Below are 13,548 nucleotides of genomic sequence, written 5' to 3' on the forward strand. Positions count from 1 at the left end.
CACTTGTAAGGCGCACCCGGTTCACCACATAAGAAGCACAAAACCAACAAGTTAACTAATAATTGGTTAAATTTTGTTGTATGCTGGTGAGATTACCCGGAAAAAGGGTTTTGGAAGTTTGTTGTCTGAGTTACTCAGACGGCAGGTTGGGTCAAAAATCAGCAGGCTGAGGAACCCATGGTTTACTCTTATAGCGAAAAGAAACGTATCCGTAAGGATTTTGGCAAACGCCCACAGGTATTGGAAATTCCATACCTTCTTTCAATTCAGCTAGATTCTTTCAAAAAATTTATTGAGACGGATCCTAACGCACAACATGGCTTAGAAGCCGCATTTCGTTCCGTATTTCCAATTAAAAGTTACTCAGGTAATTCCGAACTTCAGTTCGTAAGCTATCGCCTGGGCGAACCCGTATTTGATGTAAAAGAATGTCAGATTCGCGGTGTCACTTTTTCTGCTCCGTTAAGAGTAAAACTTCGTTTAGTATTGTTTGATAAAGAAGCCGCTCCAGGTACTGTAAAAGATATTAAAGAACAAGAAGTGTACATGGGCGAAATTCCGTTGATGACTGAAAACGGAACCTTCGTAATCAATGGTACTGAACGGGTTATCGTTTCTCAGTTACACCGTTCACCCGGTGTATTCTTTGACCACGATAAAGGAAAGACTCACTCATCAGGTAAGGTATTGTATAACGCTCGTGTTATTCCATACCGTGGCTCGTGGTTAGACTTTGAGTTTGACCCGAAAGATAACCTGTTTGTACGTATTGACCGTCGTCGTAAACTCCCGGCTACTATCATTTTGCGTGCGTTGGAAATGTCGACAGAAGAAATTCTTGAAATGTTCTTCGACAAAGTCCAGGTGCGTATCGAAAAAGATAAGCTGATGATGGAAGTTGTGCCGGATCGCCTGCGTGGTGAAACCGCTCAATTTGACATCCTGGATGGCGAAGGCAACGTACTGGTCGAAACCGGTCGTCGTATTTCTGCACGTCACACCCGGGCGTTGGATAAAGCCGGCATCAATGAGTTGGCCGTTCCCGCAGAATACATGGTTGGCCGTGTTTATGCGCGCACTTATGTGAATGAAGACACCGGTGAAGTTATTGTTAATGCTAACGATGAACTGACGCTGGAGTCACTGGCTGAGCTGAGTCAGGCAGGCATCAAAGAATTTGAAACCCTGTACATCAATGACCTTGATCACGGTTCTTATATCTCTGATACCTTACGTATCGATGGTTCGACTAACCGTTTGGAAGCCCTGGTAGAAATCTACCGGATGATGCGTCCTGGTGAGCCACCGACAAAAGATGCAGCCGAAACCCTGTTTGACAATCTGTTCTTCTCTGAAGAGCGTTATGACTTGTCATCAGTAGGTCGCATGAAGTTCAACCGCCGTTTAGGCCGTGAAGAACTGATTGGCTCAGGTACCCTGGACAAAGACGATATCGTAGCGGTAATGAAGCGTTTGATTCTTATCCGTGATGGTAAAGATGAAGTTGATGATATCGATCACCTCGGTAACCGTCGTATCCGTTCTGTTGGCGAGATGGCCGAAAACCAGTTCCGTGTAGGTCTGGTTCGGGTTGAGCGTGCGGTTAAAGAACGTCTGAGTCTGGGCGATCTTGATAACATCATGCCGCAAGACCTTATTAACGCCAAGCCGATTTCAGCTGCCGTAAAAGAATTCTTTGGTTCTTCGCAACTGTCTCAATTCATGGACCAAAACAACCCGTTGTCAGAAGTTACTCACAAACGTCGTATTTCGGCGCTTGGTCCGGGCGGTCTGACCCGTGAACGTGCGGGCTTCGAGGTTCGAGATGTACACCCGACTCACTACGGTCGTCTGTGTCCAATCGAAACGCCGGAAGGTCCGAACATCGGTCTGATCAACTCATTGGCCAGCTTTGCCAGAACCAATGACTTTGGTTTCCTGGAAACCCCATTCCGTCGTATTGTGAATGGTGTGGTTACCGATGAAATCGATTATCTGTCTGCCATTGAAGAAGGTCAGTATGTAATCGCTCAGGCGAACATTCTGCTGGACGAAAATGGCGCGGTGGTTGATGACCTGATTCCATCACGTCACCGTGGTGAAACTGTACTGATGCCAAAAGCTGAAATCAGCTACATGGATGTTTCACCCCAGCAAATCGTCTCTGTGGCGGCCAGCATTATCCCATTCCTGGAACACGATGATGCTAACCGGGCCCTGATGGGTGCCAACATGCAACGTCAGGCTGTACCTACATTGCGTGCAGATAAGCCGTTGGTTGGTACTGGCATGGAACGTACCATTGCTGTTGACTCCGGGGTAACCGTGGTTGCGAAGCGTGGTGGGGTGGTCGATTATGTTGACGCCAGCCGTATCGTTATTAAGGTTGAAGAAGATGAAATGCTGGCTGGTGAAGCTGGTATCGATATCTACAACCTGACCAAATATACCCGTTCTAACCAGAACACCTGTATCAATCAAAAGCCTACTTGTAATGTTGGCGATCCGATTGTAGCAGGCGATGTCCTGGCTGATGGTCCGTCTACGGATCTGGGCGAACTGGCCCTGGGCCAGAATATGCGTATCGCATTTATGCCCTGGAATGGTTACAACTTCGAAGACTCGATTCTTATTTCAGAACGCGTTGCCGAAGAAGATCGTTTCACCACAATCCACATTCAGGAATTGAGCTGTATTGCGCGTGACACCAAACTGGGGCCAGAAGAAATTTCTTCTGATATTCCAAATGTGGGTGAGTCAGCATTAGGCAAACTGGATGAGTCTGGTGTGGTGTATATCGGTGCCGAAGTAAAAGGCGGCGATATTCTGGTTGGCAAAGTGACGCCTAAAGGCGAAACCCAGCTAACGCCGGAAGAAAAGCTTCTGCGTGCCATTTTTGGTGAGAAAGCCTCTGACGTGAAAGATACCTCTTTGCGTGTACCAAACTCAGTTCATGGTACCGTTATTGATGTACAGGTCTTTACCCGTGATGGGGTAGAAAAAGACAAGCGTGCACTGGAAATTGAAGATATGCAGTTACGTCAGGTTAAAAAAGACCTGTCGGACGAATTCAATATCCTTGCCGATGGTACTTTCTCACGTGCTCGTAACGCCCTGGTTAAAGCCGGCGTTGACGAAGGCAAACTGGACAGCACCCCACGGGAAAAGTGGTTTGATATCACGTTGAAAGACGAAGATGTTCAAAATGAGCTGGACCAGATTGCTGAGCAGTACGCTGAAATCAGACAAGACTTCGATAAGAAGTTTGAGGTTAAGCGTCGTAAGATTACTCAGGGCGATGACCTGGCGCCGGGCGTGCTGAAGATTGTTAAGGTGTATCTGGCGGTGAAACGTCATATCCAGCCTGGTGACAAAATGGCCGGCCGTCACGGTAACAAAGGTGTTATCTCAACCATCGTACCGGTAGAAGATATGCCATACGATGAGTTTGGTAATCCGGTTGATATCGTACTGAACCCGCTGGGTGTACCGTCGCGGATGAACATCGGTCAGATTCTTGAAACGCATATGGGCATGGCTGCACACAGTATTGGTGTGAAGATTGACCGCATGCTTAAAGAGCAGGCTGAGCTGGCCAAATTGCGCGACTTCTTAAAAGAAGTCTACACGTTGGGCGAGAACCATCAGACCGTAGATATTGATAACTTCACCGATCATGAAGTGGTTCGTCTGTCCGAGAACCTGCGCAAAGGTTTACCTATTGCCACGCCGGTATTTGACGGCGCTCGTGAAGAAGAGATCAAGGCACTGCTTAAACTGGGCGATATCCCTGAAAGTGGCCAAATCACGTTAAGCGATGGTCGTACAGGTCGTGAGTTTGAACGTCCGGTAACAGTAGGTTACATGTACATGCTGAAACTTAACCACTTGGTTGATGACAAGATGCATGCGCGTTCTACCGGCTCTTACAGCCTGGTTACACAGCAGCCTCTGGGTGGTAAAGCTCAGTTTGGTGGTCAGCGCTTCGGTGAGATGGAAGTGTGGGCTCTTGAAGCATACGGCGCCGCTTATACGCTTCAGGAAATGCTGACAGTGAAATCGGATGACGTTAACGGTCGTACGAAAATGTACAAAAACATCGTTGATGGCGATCACAGAATGGAGCCAGGCATGCCTGAATCCTTCAACGTATTGCTTAAAGAAATTCGCTCGCTGGGTATTAACATCGAGTTGGAAGAAAAGTAAGACGGCGTTTGCCATAGTTTGATTTGATAGCCCGGCCGGCCAGGCCGGGTTATAGAGACTGACTCCGCTGGGAGAGTATTGTGAAAGACTTATTAAAGTTTCTAAAGCAACAAAACAAGACAGAAGAATTCGATAATATTCGAATTGGCCTGTCGTCACCTGAAATGATCCGTTCCTGGTCATTCGGTGAGGTTAAAAAGCCTGAAACTATTAACTATCGTACCTTTAAGCCAGAGCGTGATGGTTTGTTCTGTGCGCGTATCTTTGGTCCGGTAAAAGACTATGAATGTTTGTGTGGTAAGTACAAGCGTCTGAAGCATCGTGGTGTTATCTGCGAAAAATGTGGCGTGGAAGTTACCCTGACCAAAGTTCGTCGTGAACGTATGGGTCACATTGAACTGGCTAGCCCGGTTGCCCACATCTGGTTCTTAAAATCATTGCCATCACGCATTGGTTTGATGCTGGATATGACCTTGCGTGATATCGAGCGGGTGCTGTATTTCGAATCTTATGTGGTAACAGAGCCTGGTCTGACCACTCTTGAGCGCAGCCAGCTGTTAAACGAAGAAGAGTATCTTGACGCGCTGGAAGAAAATGGCGACGAATTTGATGCCAAAATGGGTGCCGAAGCGGTCTTTGACCTGCTCAAAGTTCTGGACGTAGACGCGGATGTTGCGGCGATGCGTGAAGAATTGCCTAGCATCAATTCTGAAACTAAGCGTAAGAAGATCACCAAGCGTCTGAAACTGCTTGAGTCGTTCCAGCAATCGGGCAATAAGCCTGAGTGGATGATCATGACCGTGCTGCCGGTATTACCGCCAGACTTACGTCCGCTGGTACCACTGGATGGCGGCCGTTTTGCCACCTCCGATTTGAACGACCTGTATCGCCGTGTTATCAACCGTAACAACCGTCTGAAGCGGCTGTTGGATCTGGCTGCGCCGGATATCATCGTACGCAACGAAAAGCGGATGCTACAGGAAGCGGTAGATGCGCTGCTGGATAACGGCCGTCGTGGTCGGGCCATCACTGGTTCGAACAAGCGTCCGTTGAAATCTTTGGCCGACATGATCAAAGGTAAACAAGGTCGTTTCCGTCAGAACCTGCTGGGTAAGCGGGTTGACTATTCAGGTCGTTCGGTTATCACCGTTGGTCCTACCTTGCGCCTGCATCAGTGTGGTCTGCCCAAGAAAATGGCCCTTGAGCTGTTCAAGCCGTTTATCTATGGCAAATTAGAAGGTCGTGGTTTGGCCACCACCATTAAAGCCGCTAAAAAGCTGGTAGAGCGTGAAGCGCCGGAAGTATGGGATGTACTGGATGAAGTTATCCGTGAGCACCCGGTACTGCTAAACCGTGCACCAACGCTACACAGACTCGGTATCCAGGCCTTTGAGCCAACCCTGATTGAAGGTAAAGCGATTCAGTTGCATCCATTGGTTTGTGCGGCCTATAACGCCGACTTCGATGGTGACCAAATGGCGGTACACGTACCACTGACCATTGAAGCGCAGCTTGAAGCTCGTGCCCTGATGATGTCGACTAACAACATTCTGTCGCCTGCCAATGGTGAGCCAATCATCGTACCTTCACAGGACGTGGTATTAGGTTTGTACTATTTAACCCGTGACAAGGTTAATGGCAAGGGCGAAGGCATGGTCTTCACCAGCCCGAACGAAGCAGAAAAAGCGTATCGTACCGATGCTGCTGAGTTGCACGCCCGGGTAAAAGTACGTATTTCTGAATATGATATTGCTGAAGATGGCACTAAAACCGAAAAAGTGACGCTGACCGAAACCACAGTAGGTCGGGCTATTTTCTCACTGATTCTGCCAAAAGGTCTGCCGTTTGAAGTTATCAACCAGGCGATGGGCAAAAAGCAAATCTCACGTTTGCTGAATACCTGCTACCGTACACTGGGTCTGAAAGACACCGTAATTGCTGCTGACCAAATCATGTATACCGGTTTCCATTATGCAATGATTGCCGGTGCGTCAGTGGGTATCGATGACATGGTTATTCCGGAAGCGAAGAAAGAAATCATCGACGCTGCCGAAGCCGAAGTTATCGAAATCCAGGAACAGTTCCAAAACGGTCTGGTTACTGCCGGTGAGCGTTACAACAAAGTTATCGATATCTGGTCAAATGCCAACGAGAAAGTTGCCAAGGCCATGATGGATAACCTGAAATCAGACATCGTGGTTAACGCCAAGGGCGAAGAAGAAGAGCAGCAATCATTTAACTCTGTTTATATGATGGCCGACTCCGGCGCCCGGGGTAGTGCGGCTCAGATTCGTCAGCTGGCGGGTATGCGTGGTCTGATGGCGAAACCAGATGGTTCAATCATCGAAACGCCAATCACGGCTAACTTCCGTGAAGGTCTGAACGTACTGCAGTACTTCATCTCAACCCACGGTGCACGTAAAGGTCTGGCCGATACGGCACTGAAAACCGCGAACTCAGGTTATCTGACCCGTCGTCTGGTTGATGTGGCACAGGATTTGGTTATTACCAACAGTGACTGTGGCACCTTTGAAGGGGTGAAAATGTCGCCGCTGATTGAAGGTGGTGATGTGGTAGAGCCGTTGCGTGAACGGGTACTGGGCCGGGTTGTGGCAGAAGATGTCATTAAACCAGGTACCGATGAAGTACTTATCGAGCGTAATGTGCTGCTAGATGAAGCATTAGTTGATTTGCTTGAAGCACATTCAATTGATCAGATTCAGGTACGCTCGGTTATTACCTGTGACAACGACTTTGGTGTATGTGCCAACTGTTATGGTCGTGATCTGGCACGCGGTCACATGGTTGCCAAAGGTGAGTCTGTAGGGGTTATCGCCGCACAGTCCATCGGTGAACCCGGTACTCAGTTAACCATGCGTACGTTCCACATCGGTGGTGCGGCATCTCGGGCGTCAGCAGAAAACAGCGTACAGGTGAAAACCGCCGGTTCTCTGAAACTGCAGAACAATAAAGGTGTGCGTAATACCGAAGACAAGATGGTTATCGTGTCACGTTCAACCGAACTGACAATTACCGATACTCACGGTCGTGAGAAAGAGCGCTACAAGGTACCTTATGGTGCGGTGCTGTCGGTAGATGAAGGTGCACAAGTAAACGCTGGCGACATCGTTGCTACCTGGGACCCGCATAGTCACCCGATTATTGTTGAACGTCCGTCGAAAGTCAGTTTCTCTGACATCGATGACTCCAACACAGAAATGCAGCAGGACGAACTTACGGGTCTGACCCGGGTTGTGGTTAAAGACCTTTCTAAGGTTAATGCCAAAGAGCCTAAGCTGATTCTGGAAAGTGATGAAATTGGTCTGCAGGAAATTCGTCTGCCTAGCTTTACCACCATTGAAGCCTCTGAAGGCAAAGTGGCCCAGGCCGGTGACGTACTGGCACGGATTCCACAGGAAAGCTCGAAGACCCGGGATATTACCGGTGGTCTGCCACGGGTTGCTGACCTGTTTGAAGCACGTAAGCCTAAAGAGCCGGCGATTCTGGCAGAAGTGTCGGGTATGGTTAGCTTTGGTAAAGAAACCAAAGGTAAGCGTCGCCTGATCATCACGCCAAAAGATGGCGGCGATCAATACGAAGAGATGATTCCGAAATGGCGTCAGCTTAACGTGTTTGAAGGTGAACAGGTTGAACGCGGCGAAGTTATTGCTGATGGTCCTGAATCTCCACATGATATCCTGCGTTTACGCGGTATCAGCGCAGTGTCTAACTACATTGTGAACGAAGTTCAGGAAGTTTACCGCTTACAGGGTGTTAAGATTAACGATAAGCACATCGAGGTGGTTATCCGCCAGATGCTGCGTAAGTGTCTGATCACCACCCCGGGCGACAGCCAGTTCTTAGAAGGGGAACAGGTTGAGGTGGCAAACGTGAAGATTGCCAGCCGTGAACTTGAGCGTCAGGGTAAAATTCCTGCCCAGTACGAAACACAGCTTTTGGGTATTACCAAAGCCTCGCTGTCGACAGAATCGTTTATCTCTGCGGCCTCGTTCCAGGAGACTACACGGGTTCTTACCGAAGCAGCGGTACAGGGTAAAGAAGATGATCTACGCGGTCTGAAAGAGAACGTTATCGTAGGTCGATTGATCCCTGCCGGTACTGGCTTTGCTTATCATGAGCGCCGGATGCAAAAGCGTCAGGAAGTTCTGGAAGAAATGTCGGTTTCTGCAGAAGAAGCCGAACAGGCTCTTACTGAAGCGTTGAATGCTGAAGTTAGCGGTGATTCATCTTCTGACCAGTAAAAATCAGCACTGAGAAGGCGTTTGCCTTCTCATGTTGTACTGTTAAGGGAATATGCACAGGCATTAATCTTTGTGGTTATCCTTTGTACACCTTGACAGTGCGTGCTTTGATCATTAGAATTCCGCGACCCGATTTTTGGTTAGTCTTATGACAACAAAATGATGGGGCGCGGTTTTTTTGTTTCAAAGCCAGGCAATTCTGACGAGCACAGGATTGGGCGATGAGAAAGACAGATCGCAATCAGATGGACCCGAACACAAGGTTCGGGTTTTCGTAGTTATTAATCAGGAGCTAGTTAATGGCAACAGTTAACCAGTTAGTACGTAAGCCGCGTAAAAAGCCCGTTGAGAAAAGCAACGTAGCTGCGCTGCAAGCGTGCCCACAAAGACGTGGTGTATGTACTCGCGTATATACCACTACGCCAAAGAAACCAAACTCTGCATTACGTAAAGTTTGTCGTGTGCGTTTGACCAACGGTTTTGAAGTTTCTTCATATATCGGTGGTGAAGGCCACAACCTACAAGAACACAGTGTTGTTCTGATTCGTGGCGGTCGTGTTAAAGATCTGCCAGGTGTACGTTATCACACAGTTCGCGGTACCTTAGACTGCGCAGGTGTAAATGATCGTCGCCAAGCCCGTTCTAAGTACGGTGCGAAGAAGCCTAAGTCATAACGGTTCTCCGTTAGTAAGGCCAAACTAGAAGTAAACCGAGTTTTGGGTTAACCCTGAATTCCACGGAGAATAGAAGATGCCAAGAAGAAGAGTCGTAGGTCAACGTAAAATCCTACCTGAACCAAAATTTGGTTCTCAGCTGCTTGCTAAGTTCATGAATGTCGTAATGCTCGACGGCAAGAAATCAATTGCTGAAAAAATCGTTTACGGTGCGCTAGATATTGTTGCTGAAAAAACCGGCAAGGCACACCTGGAAGTATTTGAAGATGCGCTGGACAACATTCGTCCTACTGTAGAGGTTAAATCTCGCCGTGTAGGTGGTTCTACCTATCAGGTTCCAGTAGAAGTTCGTCCGGTACGTCGTAATGCCCTGGGTATGCGTTGGTTGGTAGACGCATCACGTAAACGTGGCGAAAAGTCTATGTCACAACGCCTGGCAGCTGAAATGCTGGATGCAGCTGATAACAAAGGTTCTGCGGTTAAGAAACGTGAAGACGTGCACCGTATGGCCGAAGCGAACAAAGCGTTCGCTCACTATCGCTGGTAATATCGCTAATTATTTAGCGACCAACTGAGAGAGACGTATGCCTCGTAAGACCCCAATTGAACGATATCGTAATATTGGTATTGTGGCGCACGTAGATGCGGGTAAAACCACCACTACGGAGCGTGTTCTGTTTTATACAGGGCTTTCCCACAAGATTGGTGAAGTCCATGATGGCGCTGCCACAATGGACTGGATGGAGCAGGAGCAGGAACGTGGTATTACCATAACCTCTGCTGCTACGACCTGTTTTTGGGCTGGTATGAACCAGCAACACGAACAGCACCGGGTCAATATTATCGACACTCCCGGACACGTAGACTTTACCATTGAAGTAGAGCGGTCTTTGCGTGTGTTAGATGGTGCCGTAGTGGTATTTTGCGGGTCATCCGGGGTAGAACCTCAATCAGAAACAGTCTGGCGACAGGCTGATAAATATGAAGTACCGCGCCTGGTGTTCGTCAATAAGATGGACCGGGCCGGTGCGGATTTTGAACGGGTCGTAGGTCAAATCAGAAAGCGCCTTGGCGCTACCTGCATACCGATTCAGTTGAATATTGGCGCGGAAGATGATTTTCGCGGCGTCATCGACTTGTTAAAAATGAAGTCGATAGACTGGAATGCTGCAGATAAAGGGATGACCTTTACCTATGAAGACATTCCAGAAGAATATGTAGCCAAAGCGCAGCAGTATCGTACCGAGATGGTGGAAGCTGCGGCCGAAGCGTCTGATGAATTGATGAGTAAATATCTGGAAGGCGAAGAGCTGACCGAAGATGAAATTCGTCAGGGGTTGCGTATTCGTACACTGAACAATGAAATTGTTCTGGCTACCTGCGGTAGTGCGTTTAAGAATAAAGGTGTACAGGCTGTACTAGATGCAGTGATTGAGTATTTACCGTCTCCAACTGAAGTGAAGCCAATTGTTGGTGTGCTTGATGATAAGCACGAAACCGAAGAAAAACGTCGCGCTGATGATGATGAACCCTTCTCAGCGCTGGCGTTTAAGATTGCGACTGACCCGTTTGTTGGAACGTTAACCTTTTTCCGCTGTTATTCTGGTGTAGTACGCACCGGTGATACTGTCTTTAATCCGGTTAAAGGTAAGCGCGAACGCTTTGGTCGAATTGTGCAAATGCATTCAAAAGAACGGGCTGAACTCAAAGAAGTTCGGGCTGGGGATATTGCTGCTGCCATCGGCCTGAAAGATGTCACTACCGGTGACACGCTTTGCGACCCTAACCATGTGATTACCCTGGAACGGATGGAATTTCCCGACCCGGTTATCTCAATTGCGGTAGAGCCAAAATCTCAGGCCGATCAGGAAAAAATGGGCATTGCCCTTAATAAACTGGCGGCTGAAGACCCATCTTTCCGGGTTAAAACCGATGATGAAACCGGTCAGACCATTATCTCTGGTATGGGTGAACTTCACCTGGATATCATTGTCGACCGCATGAAGCGTGAGTTTAAAGTGGAATGCAATGTGGGTAATCCTCAGGTTGCCTACCGCGAAACGATACGCAAAAAGGTGGAAACGGAAGGCAAATTTGTTCGTCAGTCAGGTGGTCGTGGCCAGTTTGGTCATGTCTGGCTTCGGATAGAGCCGCAGGAAGAAGGTGCTGGCTACGAATTCGTTAATGAGATCGTAGGCGGGGCGGTTCCTAAGGAATTTATTCCAGCGGTAGACAAGGGCATTCAGGAGCAGCTTCAAAGTGGTGTCGTGGCAGGGTATCCGGTGCTAGATGTAAAGGTTACTTTGTTCGACGGTTCGTACCATGATGTTGACTCTTCTGAAATGGCGTTTAAGATCGCCGGCTCTATGGGTTTCAAAAAAGGTGCCGCTGAAGCAAATCCGGTGCTGCTTGAACCCACAATGAAAGTTGAAGTCACAACCCCAGAAGAATGGATGGGTGATGTTGTAGGCGACCTTAACCGTCGTCGCGGCATGATTGAAGGAATGGATGAAGGTGTTGCGGGTATCAAAATAGTACGTGCAAAAGTACCACTTTCTGAAATGTTCGGGTATGCCACCGACCTGCGTTCGCAAACACAGGGTCGCGCATCATACTCAATGGAGTTCTTCAATTATTCTGAAGCGCCTAGCAACGTTGCACAGGCAATTATTAATGCTAGAAGTTAAATCTAAATGAAGGTTCGGTCCGGTCATGTCGGTCGGACTTTTAACTTAGGAAAATAGAAAATGGCAAAAGAAAAGTTTGAACGTACGAAAACTCACGTCAACGTGGGTACAATCGGCCACGTTGACCACGGTAAAACGACTTTAACTGCGGCAATCACTACTGTTCTTGCAAAAGCGCACGGTGGTTCAGCTCAGGCATTCGATATGATCGATAACGCGCCTGAAGAAAAAGCCCGTGGTATCACCATCTCTACCTCACACGTAGAGTATGACACTCCAGCTCGTCACTACGCTCACGTAGACTGCCCAGGACACGCCGATTATGTTAAAAACATGATTACCGGTGCTGCTCAGATGGACGGTGCGATTCTGGTTGTTGCGGCGACTGATGGCCCTATGCCACAGACTCGCGAGCACATCCTGCTAGGCCGTCAGGTTGGTATTCCTCACATCATCGTGTTTATGAACAAATGCGACATGGTTGATGACGAAGAGCTGCTTGAGCTGGTAGAAATGGAAGTTCGTGAACTGCTTAACGAATACGAATTCCCAGGTGATGACCTGCCAGTAATTCAGGGTTCTGCTCTGAAAGCGCTGGAAGGCGAAGAAGAGTGGGAAAAGAAAATCGTAGAGCTGGGTGAAGCCCTGGATTCTTACATCCCTGACCCAGAGCGTGCTATCGATAAGCCGTTCATTCTGCCAATCGAAGACGTATTCTCAATCTCAGGCCGTGGTACTGTTGTAACCGGTCGTGTTGAGCAAGGCATCGTAAAAGTTGGTGAAGAAGTTGAAATCGTTGGTATGAAAGACACTACCAAGACAACTTGTACCGGCGTTGAGATGTTCCGTAAGCTTCTTGACGAAGGCCGTGCTGGTGAGAACGTTGGTGTTCTTCTGCGTGGTACTAAGCGTGACGAAGTTGAGCGTGGTCAGGTTCTTGCTAAGCCAGGTTCAATCACTCCTCACACTAAGTTTGAAGCTGAAGTATACGTACTTGGCAAAGACGAAGGTGGCCGTCATACGCCATTCTTTAAAGGTTACCGTCCACAGTTCTACTTCCGTACAACTGACGTAACTGGTGCTGTAGAGCTGCCAGAAGGCGTAGAAATGGTAATGCCAGGCGACAACCTGAAGTTCGTAGTAGAACTGATTGCTCCTATCGCGATGGACGAAGGTTTACGCTTCGCAATCCGTGAAGGTGGTCGTACTGTAGGTGCGGGTGTTGTTTCTAAGATTATGGACTAATCTGAAACAGTACTAAGTACTCTGAAAAAGGTCGCGCAAGCGGCCTTTTTTATTGCCTGTAAAAGAATCCAGCGCCTGCTCGGGCTAACTTACCGGTAGGACCAATTCAGCTAGCCTTTAAACCAGATCCTCTCTAATCCGGCTGCCCTTCAGTCTGCGCAACCGGTAATAGCACTTTGCTGCCCGGCAACCTTCACACGCCCACGCCCAAATTGCGTAACGTTAGTACGCGGTATTCCCTCAATACTGGTCGAATCAGTTGTTCTTATGGGCGTTACCTGACCCTGGTTGTCCACAATGCATGCAAACAGCACTATGTTAACCCGGTAAACAGGAAGTTTGTTTTATGTAGGTGGGGTATTACGGTAGACTTTAGTCGTAACCAAGACGACGCTGACCGCCTTGCACGCTTATAATACGAGGGTCAGAAAGGTAGCGCTAAAATTGGTAGCCAACGGTGAACCGTGACGATTA

The 13,548-nt window shown here is 48.3% G+C and carries 6 protein-coding genes; all 6 read left to right on the forward strand.

What is annotated here, in order from left to right; all coding sequences use genetic code 11:
• Positions 1 to 177: 177 nt before the first annotated feature.
• The 6 genes from rpoB (at position 178) to tuf (ending at position 13,074) form a co-directional block, all read left to right on the forward strand.
• Positions 178 to 4,206: a DNA-directed RNA polymerase subunit beta gene (gene rpoB, locus IT774_RS01325; RefSeq protein WP_195811013.1), complete on the forward strand. Its 4,029-nt coding sequence runs from the start codon at positions 178 to 180 to the stop codon at positions 4,204 to 4,206.
• 80 nt (positions 4,207 to 4,286) lie between these two features.
• Complete coding sequence (rpoC, locus tag IT774_RS01330) at positions 4,287 to 8,468, forward strand: DNA-directed RNA polymerase subunit beta' (RefSeq protein WP_195811014.1); 4,182 nt, start codon at positions 4,287 to 4,289, stop codon at positions 8,466 to 8,468.
• 299 nt (positions 8,469 to 8,767) lie between these two features.
• Positions 8,768 to 9,142, forward strand: a complete 375-nt coding sequence (gene rpsL / locus IT774_RS01335; RefSeq protein WP_018984244.1) for a 30S ribosomal protein S12 — start codon at positions 8,768 to 8,770, stop codon at positions 9,140 to 9,142.
• Positions 9,143 to 9,218: 76 nt separating this feature from the next.
• Positions 9,219 to 9,689, forward strand: a complete 471-nt coding sequence (rpsG, locus tag IT774_RS01340; protein WP_195811015.1) for a 30S ribosomal protein S7 — start codon at positions 9,219 to 9,221, stop codon at positions 9,687 to 9,689.
• A gap of 37 nt (positions 9,690 to 9,726) precedes the next feature.
• Complete coding sequence (gene fusA / locus IT774_RS01345) at positions 9,727 to 11,829, forward strand: elongation factor G (RefSeq protein ID WP_195811016.1); 2,103 nt, start codon at positions 9,727 to 9,729, stop codon at positions 11,827 to 11,829.
• 60 nt (positions 11,830 to 11,889) lie between these two features.
• A complete protein-coding gene (gene tuf, locus IT774_RS01350) occupies positions 11,890 to 13,074 on the forward strand; it encodes an elongation factor Tu (protein WP_195811017.1) in 1,185 nt (394 codons plus the stop codon).
• Positions 13,075 to 13,548: the final 474 nt, after the last annotated feature.

Origin of the sequence: Salinimonas marina, from assembly GCF_015644725.1 — a bacterium.
Lineage (GTDB): Bacteria > Pseudomonadota > Gammaproteobacteria > Enterobacterales > Alteromonadaceae > Alteromonas.